This is a genomic window from Streptomyces sp. NPDC127119 (assembly GCF_042677425.1).
GTDB lineage: Bacteria > Actinomycetota > Actinomycetes > Streptomycetales > Streptomycetaceae > Streptomyces.
The window spans coordinates 7,461-24,488 of record NZ_JBHXTO010000012.1 but is presented as its reverse complement, the minus strand read 5'-3'; the positions used below and the strand labels follow the sequence as shown (position 1 = coordinate 24,488).

17 protein-coding genes are annotated in these 17,028 nt (G+C 71.6%); 8 read left to right on the top strand and 9 right to left on the bottom strand.

The annotated features are described in order from the left end of the window. Nucleotides 1-153: 153 nt before the first annotated feature. Nucleotides 154-759, bottom strand: coding sequence for a sigma-70 family RNA polymerase sigma factor (locus ACFVH5_RS08610; protein WP_385832804.1), 606 nt, complete (start codon nucleotides 757-759; stop codon nucleotides 154-156). Nucleotides 760-883: 124 nt separating this feature from the next. Here ACFVH5_RS08610 and ACFVH5_RS08605 point away from each other — a divergent pair, with 124 nt between their 5' ends. Further along, a complete protein-coding gene (locus ACFVH5_RS08605; protein ID WP_385832803.1) occupies nucleotides 884-1,987 on the top strand; it encodes a MerR family transcriptional regulator in 1,104 nt (367 codons plus the stop codon). Nucleotides 1,988-2,017: 30 nt separating this feature from the next. Here the strand turns inward: ACFVH5_RS08605 and ACFVH5_RS08600 are convergent, their stop codons facing one another. After that, nucleotides 2,018-3,391, bottom strand: a complete 1,374-nt coding sequence (locus ACFVH5_RS08600; protein ID WP_385832802.1) for a cryptochrome/photolyase family protein — start codon at nucleotides 3,389-3,391, stop codon at nucleotides 2,018-2,020. A gap of 142 nt (nucleotides 3,392-3,533) precedes the next feature. Then, nucleotides 3,534-5,066 (bottom strand): SDR family oxidoreductase, encoded by a 1,533-nt coding sequence (locus ACFVH5_RS08595; protein ID WP_385832801.1) that lies wholly within the window; start codon nucleotides 5,064-5,066, stop codon nucleotides 3,534-3,536. A gap of 189 nt (nucleotides 5,067-5,255) precedes the next feature. Between ACFVH5_RS08595 and ACFVH5_RS08590 the strand changes: the two genes are divergently transcribed. Then, on the top strand, nucleotides 5,256-5,423 hold the full coding sequence (locus tag ACFVH5_RS08590) for a hypothetical protein (RefSeq protein ID WP_199854848.1): 168 nt from the start codon (nucleotides 5,256-5,258) through the stop codon (nucleotides 5,421-5,423). A gap of 32 nt (nucleotides 5,424-5,455) precedes the next feature. Here ACFVH5_RS08590 and ACFVH5_RS08585 read toward each other — a convergent pair whose 3' ends face one another. Continuing rightward, nucleotides 5,456-6,376 (bottom strand): LysR family transcriptional regulator, encoded by a 921-nt coding sequence (locus ACFVH5_RS08585; RefSeq protein WP_385832800.1) that lies wholly within the window; start codon nucleotides 6,374-6,376, stop codon nucleotides 5,456-5,458. A 136-nt stretch (nucleotides 6,377-6,512) separates the two neighbouring features. On the opposite strand from ACFVH5_RS08585, the gene ACFVH5_RS08580 reads away from it, so the two are divergent. The 6 genes from ACFVH5_RS08580 (at nucleotide 6,513) to ACFVH5_RS08555 (ending at nucleotide 12,018) form a co-directional block, all read left to right on the top strand. After that, nucleotides 6,513-6,596, top strand: coding sequence for a putative leader peptide (locus tag ACFVH5_RS08580; RefSeq protein WP_359948811.1), 84 nt, complete (start codon nucleotides 6,513-6,515; stop codon nucleotides 6,594-6,596). Nucleotides 6,597-6,797: 201 nt separating this feature from the next. Continuing rightward, nucleotides 6,798-7,943: a dimethylsulfone monooxygenase SfnG gene (gene sfnG, locus ACFVH5_RS08575; protein WP_385832799.1), complete on the top strand. Its 1,146-nt coding sequence runs from the start codon at nucleotides 6,798-6,800 to the stop codon at nucleotides 7,941-7,943. A 65-nt stretch (nucleotides 7,944-8,008) separates the two neighbouring features. Further along, nucleotides 8,009-8,563 carry an NADPH-dependent FMN reductase gene (ssuE, locus tag ACFVH5_RS08570; RefSeq protein WP_384809145.1) on the top strand — a complete coding sequence of 185 codons (555 nt, stop codon included), beginning with the start codon at nucleotides 8,009-8,011 and terminating at the stop codon, nucleotides 8,561-8,563. Between the two features lie 2 nt (nucleotides 8,564-8,565). Then, nucleotides 8,566-9,864 (top strand): SfnB family sulfur acquisition oxidoreductase, encoded by a 1,299-nt coding sequence (locus tag ACFVH5_RS08565; RefSeq protein WP_385832798.1) that lies wholly within the window; start codon nucleotides 8,566-8,568, stop codon nucleotides 9,862-9,864. A gap of 137 nt (nucleotides 9,865-10,001) precedes the next feature. Further along, entirely contained in the window at nucleotides 10,002-11,147 is a 1,146-nt protein-coding gene (locus ACFVH5_RS08560; protein WP_385832797.1) for an LLM class flavin-dependent oxidoreductase, read from the top strand. Between the two features lie 175 nt (nucleotides 11,148-11,322). Further along, a complete protein-coding gene (locus tag ACFVH5_RS08555) occupies nucleotides 11,323-12,018 on the top strand; it encodes a DNA polymerase beta superfamily protein (RefSeq protein WP_385832795.1) in 696 nt (231 codons plus the stop codon). 10 nt (nucleotides 12,019-12,028) lie between these two features. On the opposite strand, the gene urtE is transcribed toward ACFVH5_RS08555, so the two are convergent. From urtE to urtA, 5 genes are read right to left on the bottom strand one after another with little or no spacing between them, the layout of a single operon-like run. Beyond that, a complete protein-coding gene (gene urtE, locus ACFVH5_RS08550; protein ID WP_385832794.1) occupies nucleotides 12,029-12,724 on the bottom strand; it encodes an urea ABC transporter ATP-binding subunit UrtE in 696 nt (231 codons plus the stop codon). A 5-nt stretch (nucleotides 12,725-12,729) separates the two neighbouring features. Then, on the bottom strand, nucleotides 12,730-13,503 hold the full coding sequence (gene urtD, locus ACFVH5_RS08545; protein ID WP_385832793.1) for an urea ABC transporter ATP-binding protein UrtD: 774 nt from the start codon (nucleotides 13,501-13,503) through the stop codon (nucleotides 12,730-12,732). Next, nucleotides 13,500-14,717 carry an urea ABC transporter permease subunit UrtC gene (gene urtC, locus ACFVH5_RS08540; protein ID WP_385832792.1) on the bottom strand — a complete coding sequence of 406 codons (1,218 nt, stop codon included), beginning with the start codon at nucleotides 14,715-14,717 and terminating at the stop codon, nucleotides 13,500-13,502. The genes urtD and urtC overlap by 4 nt, the downstream gene beginning before the upstream one ends. Then, nucleotides 14,714-15,610 (bottom strand): urea ABC transporter permease subunit UrtB, encoded by an 897-nt coding sequence (gene urtB / locus ACFVH5_RS08535; RefSeq protein ID WP_385832791.1) that lies wholly within the window; start codon nucleotides 15,608-15,610, stop codon nucleotides 14,714-14,716. The genes urtC and urtB overlap by 4 nt, the downstream gene beginning before the upstream one ends. A gap of 60 nt (nucleotides 15,611-15,670) precedes the next feature. Next, nucleotides 15,671-16,897 (bottom strand): urea ABC transporter substrate-binding protein, encoded by a 1,227-nt coding sequence (urtA, locus tag ACFVH5_RS08530; RefSeq protein WP_385832790.1) that lies wholly within the window; start codon nucleotides 16,895-16,897, stop codon nucleotides 15,671-15,673. Nucleotides 16,898-17,028: the final 131 nt, after the last annotated feature.

The following is a 17,028-nucleotide window of genomic DNA, read 5'->3' as shown; positions in this document are numbered from 1 at the left end:
GATACGTTCCGAAGCGAAAGAGGCATACACCGAAACGAAAGTGACACGACTCGAAGCGAAGTTGGTCCGGTTTGTGAGGGCAGCGAAAATTTTGCATCGTTTCTGCGTCGAACTGGATCACCTGAGTCGTGTACCCGTTCGACAGCTGTCGAGTCAGCCGCTCGCTTCGAGGCGCAGCCCGTGCTTCAGCTGGTGCAGCCCGCGGCGGGCATGGCTCTTGACGGTCCCCAGCGGCAGGCCGGTGCGCCGGGCGATCTGGGTCTGGGTGAGGTCCTCGTAGAAGGCCAGGCGCAGGACCCGCTGCTGGGAGGTCGGCAGCTTGGCCATCTCGCGTCCCACCAGCACGCGGTCGAGCACCGCCTCGGGCCGCTCCGCCACCGGATCGGCGAGCACCAGCACGGCCCCCGCCGAGGCGACCAGCTCGGCGCGGCGCGTCCGGGCCGCGAGGGCGTCGGCGATCTTACGCTTGGTGATGCCGACGATCCAGCCGGCGATGGCGCCGCGCTCGGGCCGGTAGCCGTGGCGGCCGCGCCACATGCCCAGGAACACCTGCTGGGTGACGTCCTCGGCCTCCCTGTCGTCACCCAGCGCCCGCCGGGCGAGCGTGTGCACCAGGGGCGCCCACCTGTCATGGGCGGCGGCGAGACAGGCCTCGTCGCCGCGCACCAACCCCAGGGCCACCTCGTCGTCGGTGAGCGGTTCCTCCAGCAGCACCCGCCGGGGCGCGGACAGCTGTGCGGGCATCGGTTGTCCGGTCATGGCTCACGGCTCCTCGCCTCGGACGTCGGCGTCCCGGCCGCACGGGGCGGCCATGTCCCGTCATCCTGGGAGCGATCGGGCGAACGCTTCAAACCGCGTCGATTCTGCGTCGTATAGTCGCTCCATGGATGAGCCGACGGGGGAGCCGGGTCCCCCGGAGCCCGATACGAAGGAGACCGCGGCGGGCGGTACGGGGATGACGACCGGCGGCCTCGCACGCCGGCTCGGGGTGTCGCCGACCACGCTGCGCTCGTGGGACCGCCGGTACGGACTGGGTCCCGCCGTACGCGCCGACGGACGGCACCGCCGCTGGACACCCCAGGACGTGGCGGTGCTGGAGGCGATGTGCCGGCTGACCTCGGCCGGAGTGCCGCCCGCCGAGGCGGCACGCGCCGCCCGGGAGGCAGCCACCGGGACGGTGACGCGGGAGCGCGGAGCGGCCCCCGAGGCGGCAGCCCCGCCGCGCTCGGCAGCGCCCCCGATCGCGTCGCCGGCAATGCTCCCGGCCGACGACCGGCCGTCCGGCGGCGGCCGGCGCTCGCATGCGGCGGCCACCCTGCCCCTCGGCGACGTGCGCCAGGAGTGCCGCGGACTGGCCAGGGCGGCGGTGCGCCTCGACGCCCCCGCCGTGGACAGCCAGCTGACCTCGGCCGTCCAGCGGTACGGCCTCGCCGTCGCCTGGGAGGAGGTGATGGTGCCGACCCTGCACGCCGTCGGCCGCAAATGGGCGTCGTCCGGCGACCGCTACGTAGAGGTCGAACACATGCTGTCCTGGCACATCTCCACCGTGCTCCGCCGGGTCACGCCGGTCTCGCGCACGGCCGTACCGGACAGCGCGCCGGGGCCCGTGGTCCTGGCCTGCGTACCCGGCGAGCAGCACACCCTGCCTCTGGAGGCGCTCAACGCCGGACTCACGGAGCACGGCATGCCCACCAGGATGTTCGGCGCCGCGGTGCCGGCGGAAGCACTCACCGCGGCGGTCCGCCGCCTCGGACCCGCGGCCGTCGTCCTGTGGGCCCAGGCCCGTTCCACGGCGAGCCTCCCGCTGGCCCGGCACGTCGCCGCCACGCAGTGGGGCGTACGAGGGGCGCGCAGACATCCGATGGTCGTGCTCGGCGGCCCCGGCTGGGCAGGCCGTTCGGCCCAGGGAATGCTGCGCCCGCCGAGCCTGAACGAGGCCCTGTCCGTCCTCACGGCCCGCTACGAGAGCGTCACGGCGGTGGGCTGACGCTGACGCGCCGGTGGGCCGACGGCCGGCTCAGTCGCGTCCGCGGGCGTGCTTGAAGCGTGCCAGCGCGTCGGAGAGGTCGACGATGGGCCCGGGGTAGTCGTAGGCGGCCCGTTCGGGCCCCTTGAGCTTCCACGGCTCGTGCACGGCGGCCCCGGCGAGCCCTTCGAGCTCGGGCACCCAGCGCCGTACGTACGCGCCCCGGGGGTCGTACCGCTTGCCCTGGATGACGGGGTTGAGGACCCGGTTGGGGCGGCTGTCGGTGCCCGTTCCCGCCACCCACTGCCAGTTGAGCTGGTTGTTGGCGATGTCGCCGTCGACGAGCAGGCCGAGGAAGTGGTCGGCGCCCACCCGCCAGTCGACGTACAGCGTCTTGGCGAGGAAGCTCGCGGTCAGCAGGCGTCCGCGGTTGTGCATCCAGCCCTCGTGCCGCAGCTGCCGCATGGCCGCGTCGACGACGGGATAGCCGGTCCGCCCTTCCTTCCAGGCCTCGATCTCCTGGGCGGCCGAGTCGGGTGAGCGCCACAGGTCGTTGCGGGTGCGGAGGTCCTTCCAGGACGAGGCCGGCCGCGCGGCCAGCACCTGGTGGTGGAAGTCCCGCCACGCCATCTGCCGTACGAAGGGGTCGGCGCCCGGACCGCCCGCCCTCCGGGCCCGGTGGACGACCTCCACGGCGGACAGCGTGCCGAAGTGGAGGTGCGGGGAGAGGCGCGAGGTGGCGTCCCCGGCGAGATCGTCGTGGCCGTCCACGTACGAGTGAATCCCGCTCCTGAGCCAGGCCGTGAGCCGCTTCCTGCCCTCCCGCTCGCCGCCCGTGGCGAGCCCCTCGGACAGGCCGGACAGTTCGCCGCGCTCGGGGAGGCGCTCCGACCCGACGTCCTCCGGTACGCGGAAGGCGCGGGGCGCGCCGAGCACCTGACGCTGGTGGTGCCGGTCCCAGTGCCGGAAGTACGGGGTGAACACGGCGAAGTGGTCCGAGGAGGCCGGAGTGACCTCGCCCGGTGCCAGCGCGGTGACCACCTCGTCGTGGACGTGCAGCCGGCGCCCGTCGCTCTCCAGCGCGGCACGCAGCCGTTCCTCGCGCCGGTGGGCGTGGGCGGAGACCCCGGCCGCCATGTGCACCTCGTCGGCGTCCGTCTCGGTGACCACCTTGCACACCTCGTCGACGAGGTCGCCCGAGCGGTACACGAGCCGGCCGCCGCGCTCGCGCAGACCCGCGTCCAGGTCCCGCAGACAGTCGGCGAGGAACGCCAGCCGGTTGGGGGCGGCGAAACCGGCCCTGTCGACGGCCCGGTCGCGCACGAAGAGGGGCACCACCGTGCGCGAGCCGTCGAGCGCCGCGCGCAGCGGCGGATGGTCGTGCAGCCGAAGGTCGGAGGTGAACAGGACGACCGAGACGTTCATGACGGGACTCCGGAGCTCCGGGACGGGACGGGCAGAGAGAGGGCGGACCGGGCCGTGGTTGCCTGCGGCCATCAAGTACTTCCGGACCGGGACGCCCGACGGATGCGGCAGTCGGCGGGAGGCCGCGGACGGGCGGCCCGCGTCAGCCGGTGGGTGTGCGCGACGGCGCCGCCGCCGGGGGACCCGTCTTCTCGGCGGTCCGCGCGATGTTGCGGGCCATGCCGCCGAACACGACGGCGTGGAACGGCGACACGCTCCACCAGTAGGCGTGGCCGAGCAGTCCGTGCGGATGGAAGAGGGCGCGCTGGCGGTAGCGGACACGGCCGTCGTCGTCCGTCTCCGCGTACATCTCCAGCCAGGCCAGACCCGGCAGCCGCATCTCGGCGCGCAGGCGCAGCAGCCGGCCCGGTTCGATCTCCTCGACGCGCCAGAAGTCGAGCGAGTCGCCGACCCGCAGCCGTGCCGCGTCGCGGCGCCCCCGGCGCAGGCCCACCCCGCCCACCAGCCGGTCGAGGAGCCCGCGGGCCGCCCAGGCGAGGGGGAAGGAGTACCAGCCGTTGTCGCCGCCGATGCCCTCGATCACCCGCCACAGGGCCTCGGGCGAGGCGTCGACGGCGCGTTCGCGCCGGTCCGTGTAGAGGCTGCCGCCCGCCCAGTCGGGGTCCGTGGGCAGGGGGTCGCTGGGGGCGCCGGGCAGCGAGGCGGACGACCAGCGGGTGGTGACCCGGGCGTCCTGGATGCGCTGCAGGGCCAGGCGCACCGACTCGTCGAAGGGGATCGGCCGGCCCGGCGGGTCGGGCACGTACCGGGCGATGTCGTGCTCGTGGCAGATCACCTCGTGGCGCAGCGACTCGGTCAGCGGGCGCGCGATGGACCGCGGCACGGGCGTGACCAGGCCGACCCAGTGACTGGAGAGCCTCGGCGTCAGGACGGGCACGGGCACGATGAGCCGCCGGGGGAGTCCGGCCAGGGCCGCGTACCGCACCATCATCTGCCGGTACGTCAGGATCTCCGGGCCGCCGATGTCGAAGGCCCTGTTGACGTCGTCCGGCATCCGCGCGCTGCCCACGAGCGTGCGCAGGACGTCCCGCACCGCGATCGGCTGGATCCGGGTGTGGACCCAGTTGGGCGTGACCATCACCGGCAGCCGCTCGGTGAGGTAGCGCAGCATCTCGAAGGAGGCCGAGCCCGAACCGATGATGACGGCCGCCCGCAGCACGGTCGTCGGGACACCGGAGTCCAGCAGGACGCGGCCGACCTCGGCGCGGGAGCGCAGATGCGGGGAGAGTTCGCTGTCCGGCACCCCGGCGGGGGTGAGCCCGCCCAGATAGACGATCCGGCGCACACCCGCCGCGCGGGCCTGCTCGCCGAAGATCCGTGCCGCCCTGCGGTCGGTGTCCTCGAATCCCTTGCCCGTGCCCAGCGCGTGCACGAGGTAGTACGCGACATCGATGTCCCGCATCGCGGCGGCGACCGAGTCGGCGTCCGTGACGTCACCGCGGACCACCTCGACGTCACCGGCCCACGGATGGTCCCGCAGCGCGCCGGGGGAGCGGGCCACACAGCGCACCCGGTGCGCCTCGGCGAGGAGCTCCGGGACCAGACGGCCCCCGATGTACCCCGTCGCGCCCGTCACCAGGCAGCGCAGCCCGGCTCCGGTGTCGTCACCGCTCATGGTGTTCCGGCCCTTCTCTTCGGCTCTGTGCGACTGTGCGCAGCTCTGTTCGATGTCCTCCTCGTGATCCCTTCCCCGTGTCGGCCTTCTGCGGATGCGCCGTGTGGGCCACTTGGGGTACATGTGCGGGGAGATCGGGGGCAGACGAGCTTCCACAGAGGCGTCGGTTCCTACGGAAGGTCGGCCGTCATGGGTGCGAAGGTGCTGGAGCAGTTTCCCGCGGGAGCCCCGCGTGGGTCGTGGCCCGCGGAGGAGTACGCGGCACGTCGCCGGGCCGAGGGCGAGCCCGCTGCCGTGGTGATGGACCTGGAGTCGGACGCGTTCCTCGTGGTCGTCCCGGCGCACGACGGGGACTGAGCGCCCGGCGCCGTCCCCGGGGACAGGCGCGGTCAGACGGCCCGGGTCATCGTTCCGCCGAGTGCCGCCGCCCGGCGCACGAACACCTCGTGCAGATCGTGCGCGGCCCGCGGCACCGAGTCCGCCCTGCGCCGCTGGAGCATCAGCAGTACCCGCGTCGAGTCGCCGGCCAGCGGGCGGCAGGTGATCGCCCCCTGCCGGGCCAGCGGATCGTCGATCACACTGAAGTCGGGCAGCACCGTGGCACCCAGCCCTTCCGCGACCATCAGCTTTCCCATCTCCGCGCCGTCGGTGGAGTAGGAGAAGGACGGCTCACGGCCGCCCAGGAGCCGGTGCACGAACCGGTTCATCACATAGCCCGAGCGCATCGCGATGAGCGGCTGCGCGAGCAGGTCCGGCACGGTCACCACGGACAGCGACGCCAGGGGACTGTCCGGCCGGACGCACACCACCGGCCGCCCCCACAGCAGTTCCGTGTACTCGAAGTCGGCGGCCACGTCGTCGCCCTCCAGGTGGTTCACCAGACCCAGGTCGAAGCCGCCCTCCAGCAGCGTCCGGTGGATGTCGGACTGCTGCGCGCCGACCACCTCCACCTGCGTCTGCGGATGCGAGGCACGGAACTCGCTCACGGCCGGGAACAGAAGAGGGACCGTCGCCGCGTTCACCGTGCCGACGCGCACCATGCGCCTGATGCGGTGCTGCTCGCCCGCCGCGCCCCGCAGCCGGTCCACCGCCTCCAGCACTTGGATGATGTGGGGCAGCAGTTCCCGCCCCTCCGCGCTCATCTTCGCCCCGGAGCGTTTCCGCTCCAGGAGGTCGACGCCGAGTTCCCGCTCAAGATTGCGGACGGTCTCGCTCAGCGCGGGCTGCGAGAGGTGGAGTTCCTCGGCGGCCCGGCGCAGTGAGCCCAGCCGGGTGACCGCCGTGATGTATTCCAGCTGCTCTGTTCGCACCCGGCCAGAATGCGGGGCCGTACCGCCCTGTTCAAGGGTTGCCCTGTCACGCCTTCGTGAAATTCGCCGGTCCGGGATACGAGACCGATCGGGTATTCCTTGACGGTCCGGACCGTCGGCTGCCACGATCGAGCACATGATGATGCGACTGGACCTCACGCGGCGACGCCATGTCGACCTCGCGCGTGTCTCCAGTGCCGCCTGTTGCTCCGTGGCCTGATCCCCCGGATCCGCGGCCCGATTCACCGGGTCCGCCGCGCCCCACCACGTTCCTCCCACGGTCCTGACCGCGACCGATCGCCGTCGACCGCCGTGCGACGCATTCCGCCGCCCGAATTCGACGATTCACCGAACGCCGCAGCCGCCGCTGAATCGACCCCCTGAATTCGGCCTGCCCGAATTCCCGCAACAGGAGTTCCCCATGCCTGCCGAGAACCTTTCCGCAGACCCCGTCCGCTTCGCCTACTGGGTGCCCAATGTCAGTGGCGGCCTGGTCACCAGCACCATCGAACAGCGCACCGACTGGGGCTACGACTACAACCGCGAACTCGCCGTCCTCGCCGAGAACAACGGCTTCGACTACGCCCTCAGCCAGGTCCGCTACATGGCCGGTTACGGAGCCGAGTTCCAGCACGAGTCGACCAGCTTCAGCCTCGCCCTGCTGCTCGCCACCCAGCGCCTGAAGGTCATCGCCGCGGTCCACCCCGGCCTGTGGCACCCCGGTGTCCTCGCCAAGCTCGGCGCCACCGCCGACCATCTGTCGAACGGCCGCTTCGCGGTGAACGTCGTGTCCGGCTGGTTCAAGGACGAGTTCACCGCCCTCGGCGAGCCCTGGCTGGAGCACGACGAGCGCTACCGCCGCTCCGAGGAGTTCATCCGGGCCCTGCGCCAGATCTGGACCGAGGACCACACCGAACTCGCCGGTGACTTCTACCGGTTGCGCGACTTCTCCCTCAAGCCCAAGCCCCTCAACACTCCCGAGCGCCCGCACCCGGAGATCTTCCAGGGCGGCAACTCCACGGCCGCGCGCGCCATGGCGGGCCGGGTCTCCGACTGGTACTTCTCCAACGGCAAGGACTTCGACGGAGTCGTCGAACAGCTCGCGGACGTACGGGCGTCGGCGGCCCAAGTCGGCCGTACGCCACCGAAGTTCGGCCTCAACGGCTTCCTCATCGCCCGCGACACCGAGGCCGAGGCCCGCGAGACCCTCCGCGAGATCGTCGCGCACGCCGACCGCGAGGCCGTCGAGGGCTTCGGCGCCGCGGTCAAGCAGGCCGGACGGTCCACCGGCGACGGCAAGGGCATGTGGCAGGACTCCTCCTTCGAGGACCTGGTCCAGTACAACGACGGCTTCCGTACGGGACTCATCGGCACCCCGGAGCAGATCGCCGAGCGGATCGTCGCCTACAAGCGCCTCGGCGTCGACCTCCTGCTCCTGGGCTTCCTGCACTACCACGAGGAGGTCGAGTACTTCGGCCGTCGCGTGCTGCCCCTCGTACGTGAACTGGAGTCCCAACTCCCGGACGCCGCAACCGAATCCGCGCCCGCCGCATCCCTCCGCGTCTGAGCCGGCCGCTTCCGCCGCCCCGAAGGGCAGCTGCCCGAACCCGCCCCCGTCCCGAAAGAGGACCCATGGCCACCGTCCTGTCCGTCTCCGGCAGCCCCTCCGCCTCCTCCCGCACCAACCGCCTGCTGCGCCACCTCGACAACCGGCTGACCGCACAGGGCCACGAAGTGATCCCGCTCGACGTCCGTACGATCCCCGCCGAGGCGCTGCTCGGCGCCGACTTCCGGCATCCGGCGATCGTCGAGGCCACCGCCCTCGTCGCACGGGCCGACGGCGTCGTCATCGGCACGCCCGTCTACAAGGCCGCCTACTCCGGGGTGCTCAAGGCACTGCTCGACCTGCTTCCGCAGTACGCCCTCACCGGCAAGACCGTGCTGCCCCTGGCCACGGGTGGGACGACCGCACATGTGCTGGCCATCGACTACGCGCTGCGCCCGGTGCTCAGCTCCATGGGTGCCCAACACATAGTCCAGGGCTGGTTCACCCTCGACAAGGACATCGTGGTCGGTGAGGACGGCGGCCTCACGGTGGCGCCCGCGGCCTCCGAGGCGCTGACCCAGGTGCTCGACCAGTTCTCCGAGGCGCTGGGCCGCCGGCCGGTCCTGGCCGCGGCGAGCTGACCATGTCCGCGAACCTCTCCGCGGAAGCGGCCTCCGCGCACGCCTCCGAAACAGCCGCCTCCGAGACAGCCTCCTCCGAAACGGCTTCCTCCGAAGCAGCAGCCGCCGCCGGCGGAGGCGCCGCCAAGGTCATCGCCGACGACGTCGAAGCCCTGTCCGTGGCCGCCGCCCTCGCCGACGAGTTCCGGACCGGGGCGGCCGACCGGGATGCCGAACGCAGGCTCCCGCGCGCGGAGCTGGACCGGCTCTCCGGCTCCGGCCTGCTCGCCGTCACGGTGCCCGCCGAGCGCGGCGGCGCCGACGTGACCCAGGAGACGCTCGCCGAGGTCTTCCGCCTCCTCGCGTCCGCCGACGCCAGCCTCGCCCAGATCCCGCAGAGCCACTTCGTCTACGTCAACGTCATCCGCCGGCAGGGGACCGTGGAGCAGCGCGCGTTCTTCTTCGGCGAGGTGCTGGCCGGGCGCCGCTTCGGCAACGCCCAGTCGGAGGCCGGCACGAAACACGTCCAGGACATCCGCACCCGCCTGGCACGGCAGCCGGACGGCTCGTACCTTCTCACCGGCGTCAAGCAGTACTCCACGGGTGCCCTCTTCGCCGACTGGATCCCCGTCCTCGCCCGCACCGAGGACGACACCCTGCACGTCGCGTACGTCCACAGGGACGCCGAGGGGCTGACCGTCGTCGACGACTGGGACGGCATGGGCCAGCGCACCACCGCCAGCGGTACGGTCCGCCTCGACTCCGTGCCCGTCCCCGCCGATCGCGTCCTTCCGCACCACCTCACCTTCCAGGGACCGCAACTGCACGGCGCCGTCGCCCAGTTGCTGCACGCGGCCATCGACGCCGGGATCGCGGCGGGCGCGCTCTCGGAGGCCGTGGACTTCGTCCGCACCAAGAGCCGCCCGTGGTTCGAGAGCGGCTTCGAGACCGCGGCCGAGGACCCGCTGCTCATCCAGCGGTTCGGGGAACTGGCCGTCCAGGTGCGGGCCACCGAGGCGCTGCTCGGCGCGGCGGCCCGCGAGGTCGACTCGGCCCGCGCGGGCCTCACCGAGGAGTCGGCCGCCGAGGCGTCCGTCGCGGTGGCCGCCGCCAAGGCGCACGCGGCGGCGACCGCCGTCGAGGTGTCGAGCGCGCTCTTCGAGGTGTCCGGCACCCGGTCCGCCCTCGACTCCCTCAATCTGCACCGGCACTGGCGTGACGCACGCACCCACACCCTGCACGATCCGGCCCGCTGGAAGATCCAGCACATCGGCCGGTACGTCCTGAACGGCACCCTGCCGCCCCGCCACGGACTCCTCTGAGCCGAAACAGCAGAGCCGAATCAGAAGAGCCGAAGCCGCAGACCCGAAGCCGCAGACCCGAAGCCGCGGATCCGGAAACGTAGAGCCGCCCCGTACACCACACCGCCCCGCCCCGCGCCCGATCGGAGAACGCACCCGTGTCCCTCACCTTCCACTGGTTCCTGCCCACCAACGGCGACAGCCGCCATGTCGTCGGGGGCGGCCACGGCACCCCCGCCACGGTGTCCGGCCGGGACCGGCCGCCGACGGTCGCGTATCTGAGCCAGATCGCCCGCGCGGCCGAGGACCTCGGCTTCGTCGGCGCGCTCACGCCCACCGGCGCGTGGTGCGAGGACGCCTGGCTGACCACCGCGATGGTCAGCCAGCACACCGAGCGGCTGAAGTTCCTGGTCGCCTTCCGGCCCGGGTTCGTCTCGCCGACGCTCGCCGCGCAGATGGCGTCCACCTTCCAGCGCCAGTCCGGCGGACGCCTCCTCCTCAACGTCGTCACCGGCGGCGAGAGCCACGAGCAGCGGGCGTACGGCGACTTCCTCGACAAGGACGCCCGCTACCGTCGTACCGGCGAGTTCCTGGAGATCGTCCGGGGCCTGTGGGAGGGCAGGACCGTCGACCTGGACGGCGAGTTCCTCAAGGTCGAGGACGCCAAGCTGGCCCGGGTGCCCGACCCGGTCCCCGAGGTGTACTTCGGCGGCTCCTCGCCCATCGCGGGGGAGGTCGCCGCCCAGCACGTGGACGTCTACCTCACCTGGGGCGAGCCGCCCGCGCAAGTCGCCGAGAAGATCGCCCGGGTGCGCGCGCTGGCCGAGAAGGAGGGCCGCACCGTCCGGTTCGGCATCCGGCTGCACGTCATCACCCGGGACACCTCCGCGCAGGCGTGGGCGGAGGCGGACCGGCTGCTCGCCGGGTTCGACCCCGAGACCGTGAAGTCCGTACAGGCCGGACTGGCCCGCAGCGAGTCCGAGGGCCAGCAGCGCATGCTCGCCCTGCACGGCGGCGGCAACCGGGACGGGCTGGAGATCCACCCCAACCTCTGGGCGGGCATCGGCCTCGTGCGCGGCGGCGCGGGCACCGCCCTGGTCGGCAGCCACGACGAGGTCGCCGAACGCATCGGCGAGTATCACCGCCTGGGCATCGACGAGTTCGTGCTCTCCGGCTACCCGCACCTGGAGGAGGCGTACTGGTTCGGCGAGGGCGTCCTGCCCCGGCTCGCCGCGCAGGGCCTGTGGCAGCACCCGTTCGCCGCCCGGCCGGCTCCCTCGGCACAGGTCCCGTTCGCGAGCTGAGCACCGGGGCCGTCCCCGGCACCCCCCGTCCTCAGCCCGCCGTCCCCGGCACCCTGTCCCCAGCGCCCGTACTCCCAGGAAATTCGCTGTACGCGACCGTCCTCCGGGTGATGACCTTGTCCGAGCCGCCCGGCTCGCACAAGGCAGCGGGCGGCGGGGGAGAAGGGGGACGGCTGTGCGCACCGAGAACATCCTGTTGTCCGGCATCGTCGGCTCGACCGCGTACGGACTGGCCCGCGAGGGCTCCGACGTGGACCGGCTCGGCATGTTCGCCGCCCCCACCGAGGACTTCCACGGCCTGCACGGGCCGAAGGAGACCCACGTCACGACCAAGCCCGACAACACTCTGCACGAAGCGGCGAAGTGGTGCCGGCTCGCCCTGAGCGGCAACCCGACCGTGACCGAACTGGTCTGGCTGCCCGACGAGTTGTACGAGGTCCGCACCCCGCTCGGCGACGAACTGATCGGCATCCGCACAACCCTGCTCTCCGCGAAACGGGTCCGTGACGCCTACCTCGGCTACGCCACCCAGCAGTTCAAGCGGCTCTACGACCGTGGGGCCGGCTCCGCCTCCGCGGACACTCGCAGGCGCACCGCCAAGCACGCCCGGCACCTGCGGCGCCTGTGCCACCAGGGCTTCGAGCTGTACGCCACCGGCGCCCTGACCATCCGCGTCGAGGACCCCGACGACTACCACCGCTTCGGCGAGCAGGTGGCGGCCGACGCGATGGTCGCGCTGCCCCTGCTCCAGCGGTACGAGGCGGCCTTCGACGAGACCCGCAGCGCCCTGCCCGACCAGGCCGACGAGGCTCCCGCCGAGGCCTGGCTGCGCCGGGTCCGGGCCGCGTACTACACGCGGTCCGGACCGTGACCGGCCCACCTCACACGCTCAGCGCCTCCCGCACCGACCGCTCGGCCTCCTGACCTCCCTCGCCCAATGATGTGACCCGCCCCGCCTCCAGGACGTAGTACCGCTGGGCCGCCCGCATCGCGAAACCGACGTGCTGCTCCACGAGGAGCACGGAGAGTCCGCCGCGCGCGGCCAGGGCGAGGACCGTCTCCTCGATCTCCGCCACGACCGAGGGCTGGATGCCCTCGGTCGGCTCGTCGAGCAGCAGGATCCGAGGGTCCGTCACCAGGGCTCGTGCGATGGCGAGTTGCTGCCGTTGTCCGCCCGACAGCAGACCCGCCCGCCGCGTCGACAGGGCACGCAGCACCGGGAACAGGTCCAGCGCCTCCGAGATGGCGGCCTTCCCCCGTCTGCGGCCGTCGGCGACGAGCTGGAGGTTCTCCGCCGTCGTGAGGTGGGGAAAGGCCTGCTGCCCCTGCGGCACGTACGCCATACCGCGCGCCACGCGCTCGTGCGGCTTGCGGCGGGTGATGTCCTCGCCGTCGAGCCTGATCGCGCCGCTCGACGGTGTGAGCAGGCCGACGGCAGCCCGCAGCAGGGTGCTCTTGCCCGCGCCGTTGTGCCCGAGCACCGCCGCGACGCCGTCGTCCGGCACGTCGACGGAGACTCCGTGCAGGACGAGACTGCGGTGGTAGCCGACCCGGATGTCGTCGATCTCCAGCTTCATACGCCTCACACCTCCTGTACGGCGGCGCTCGGCACGGCGCCGACGGCCGCGTGACCGAGGTACACCTCCTGCACCCGGGGATCGGCCTGGACCTCCGCCACGGTCCCCTCGCTGAGCACCTTGCCCGCGTGCAGCACGCTGACGCTGCGCGCGAAGGACCGCATGAAGTCCATGTCGTGCTCGATGACGACCACGGTCCGCTCCTCGCTGATGTGCTCCAACAACTCGCCCGTGACCTGCCGTTCGTCGTGGCTCATCCCGGCGACCGGTTCGTCGAGCAGCAGCAGCCGTACGTCCTGCACGAGCAGCATGCCGATCTCCAGCCACTGCTTCTGGCCGTGGGCGAGCGTCCCGGCGAGGCTGTCGGCCAGGTCCGTGAGCCCGACCGTCTCCAGCGCGTGGGCGACGGGCTCCGGCACGCACTTGCGGCGCCGCAGCATCGTCAGCATGCCGCGCCCGGCGCCGGCCGCGATGTCCAGGTTCTGAAGGACCGTCAGTTCCTCGAAGACGGTGGCGGTCTGGAAGGTCCGGCCGATGCCCGACCGGGCGATCCGGTGCACGCTCCGGCCGAGCAGTTCCCCGCCCCCGAAGAGGACCGAGCCCTGTGCCTTCACCAGTCCGGTGACGGCGTCGACGAGCGTGGTCTTGCCCGCGCCGTTCGGTCCGATCAGGAAGCGGAGGTCGCCCGGCGTCACGTCGAGGTCCACCCCGTCGACCGCGGTGAACCCGTCGAAGGACACCCGCAGTCCGCGTATCTGAAGCCCGGAAAGCTCACTCATACCGCTCCTCCCAGTGGAAGGGCGGACGACTTCTCCCTGCCGGCGCCCCCATCCGTCTCCGAGTTCGTGCCCGTGCCCGTGCCCGAGTCCGAGTCCGGATCGGCGTCCCCGTCGTCGGCGTCCCCGCTCGGGTGCGCGGCCCTGCGCCGCCGCACGATCCCGGCCAGGGAGACGAGACCGCCCGGCAGGAACGCCAGGGCCACGATGAACAGCAGCCCCTGGAAGTACGTCCAGCCCGCCGGGAACTCCTCCGACAGGGCGGTCTTCGCCCACGCCACCCCGATCGCGCCCAGCACCGCCCCCGCGAGGCTCGCCCGGCCGCCGACCGCGGCGCCGATGACGAACTCGATCGACGGCACGATGCCGATCATCGCCGGAGAGATGATGCCGACCGCGGGCACGAACAGCGCCCCCGCGAGCCCGGCGGTGCCGGCCGCCACGACGTACGCGACGAGCTTCACGTTCGCCGGGTCGTACCCGAGGAAGCGCACCCTCTCCTCCGAGTCCCGCACGGCGACGAGGAGTTCGCCGTACCTGCTGTGGATCAGCTGCCGGACCAGGGCGATCAGGAGCAGCAGGGCGGCGGCGATGACGAAGTACACCATCCGCTGGTTGACCGGGTCGTCGAGGTCGTAGCCGAAGAAGCCCTGGATGTCGGTGAGTCCGTTGGTGCCGCCGGTCGTCGCCTGCTGGCCGATCAGCCAGATCGCGAAGGCCGCGGCGAGCGCCTGGCTGAGGATCGCGAAGTACGCGCCCTTGACCCGGCGGCGGAAGATGAACGAACCGAGGATCGCGGCGACGGCCATCGGCAGCAGCACGGTGGCCGCGAGGGCGAACAGCGGGTTCCCGAACGGCCGCCACCACCAGGGGAGTTCGGTGGCGGTGCCGTACAGCTGCATGAAGTCGGGGAGGTTGCCGGGACCGGCGTCCGCGATCTTCAGATGCATCGCCATGGCGTAGCCGCCGAGTCCGAAGAACACACCCTGGCCGAGGGTGAGCAGGCCGCCGCGGCCCCAGGCCAGACAGATGCCGACGGCGACCATCGCGGTGCACAGGTACTTGGCGAGCAGCCCGAGCCGGAAGTCGGAGAGCGCCAGCGGCGCGAGGGCGAAGAGCGCGACGGCCGCGGCGGCGAATCCGGCCCGGGCGCGGGCGGAGCGGCTCCTGAACACCGACGGGCCCTTGACCGTCGAGGCCCCTTTCAACAGGGTCATACGAGACTCCTCGTGCGCAGGGTGTACAGCCCCTGGGGCCGCCACTGGAGGAAGGCGACGATGGCCACGAGGACGAGCACCTTCGCCACGCTGACGGTGGTGGAGTACTCCAGGACGGACTGCATGACTCCCAGGGCGAACGCGACGATCACGGTGCCCTTGAGCTGTCCGATGCCGCCGACCACGATCACCAGGAACGCGTCGATGATGATGTTGGTGCCCATCGTGGGTCCGATCGGGCCGACCAGTGTCAGCGCGACGCCCGCGACCCCGGCGAGGCCGGAGCCGAGGAAGAACGCGGTCCGGTCCACCCGTGAGGTGGAGATGCCGGACACCTCGGCCAGGTCCCGGTTCTGCACGACCCCGCGGATCCGGCGGCCGAGCGGGGTCAGCCGCAGTGTCAGCGACAGGGCGACGACGGCCGCGACCGCGAGACCGAGGATGAAGAGCCGGCTGTTGGCGAAGGTCAGCGGGTCGTCGCCGCCGAGGACGGTGATGTTCCCCGTCAGCCGGTCCGGTGCGCGGGTCTGCACGTTGGGTGCGCCGAAGATGTCCCGGGCGAGCTGCTGGAGCATCAGGGACACACCCCAGGTGACGAGCAGCGTGTCGAGCGGGCGCAGATACAGACGCCGGATGAGCACCCATTCCAGCAGTGCGCCGAGCGCGCCCGCCACCAGGAAGGCGACGGGCAGCGCCACGAGGAGGGACAGGCCGGCACCGGAGACGGACTTCTGGAGGACGTACGTGGTGTAGGCGCCGGCCATGATGAACTCGCCGTGGGCCATGTTGATGACGTTCATCTGGCCGAAGGTGAGCGAGAGTCCGAGCGCGATGAGCAGCAGGACGGCACCGATGCTGATGCCGGTGAAGGTCTGACCGAGGATCACGGTCATACGGCGGCTCCGAGGAGGCAGGACGTGGGGGCCCGCGTGAGGGCCCCCACGCGCGGTCGGTCAGGAGAGGCCGGAGGCCCAGTCGTAGCCCTTGAGGAACGGGTCGGGCGCGATCGGCTTGCCGGAGTCCCACACCTGCTCGATCAGCCCGTCGCTGCCGATCTTCCCGATCCGGGCGGTCTTGTGGATGTGCTGGCTCGCGCCGTCCACGGTGACCGTGCCCTCGGGGGCGTCGAAGGTGATGCCGTCCGAGGCGGCCTTGACCTTCTCCGGGTCGAAGGACTTCGCCTTCTCGACCATGGCCTTCCACAGGTAGACCGAGGTGTACGCGGCCTCCATCGGGTCACTGGTCGGCTTGTCCTGGCCGTACTTCGCCTTGTACGCCTTCACGAACTCGGTGTTCGCGGCGCCGGGTGTCGTCTGGTAGTAGTTCCAGGCCGTCAACTGCCCTGCCAGGTACTGCGATCCGATCGACTTGACCTCTTCCTCGGCGATCGACACCGAGACGACCGGCATGCTCTTGGCGGTCAGGCCCGCCGACTTGTACTCCTTGAAGAAGGCCACGTTCGAGTCGCCGTTGAGGGTGTTGAAGACCGCGTCGGCCTTCGACGCCTTCACCTTGTTGGCGATCGTGCTGAACTCCGTGGAGCCCAGCGGCGCGTAGTCCTCGCCGAGCACCTTCATGCCGTTGGCCTTGGCGTACGCCTTGATGATCTTGTTGGCGGTGCGCGGGAAGACATAGTCGCTGCCGACGAGGTAAATGCTCTTCTCGCCCCGGCTCTTGAGATAGTCGAGCGCGGGGACGATCTGCTGATTGGTGGTCGCCCCCGTGTAGAAGATGTACGGGGACTCCTCAAGGCCCTCGTACTGCACGGGATAGAACAGCAGGGACCTGTTCTTCTCGAAGACGGGTTTCACGGCTTTGCGGCTCGCGGAGGTCCAGCAGCCGAAGGTGGCCGCGACCCGGTCCTCCTTGATGAGCTTGGCCGCCTTCTCGGCGAACGTGGGCCAGTCGGAGGCGCCGTCCTCACTGACCGGTTTGATCTGCTTGCCGAGCACTCCGCCCGAGGCGTTGATCTCCTCGATCGCCAGTTTCAGCGAGTCGCGTACGGTCACCTCGCTGATCGCCATGGTGCCGGAGAGCGAGTTGAGCAGGCCGACCTTGACGGTGTCGCCGCTCGTGTCGGCCTTCGCGGCCTGGTCGGACGAGCCGCCCGCGGCGTCGGTCTTGGCGCCGCACGCGGTGAGCGCGACGGCGGCGGCGAATGCGGCGGCGCCCGCGATCACCCGGCGGCGGAGCGGACGGGAACCGCTGGAACCGGACGAAAGGGAAGCGCTGGAACCACTGGAACCGCTGGACAAATGGACCCCCTCGGGCTGGGAGGACAACCTCCTCCTGGCGTGCGGTCCACAGCCTG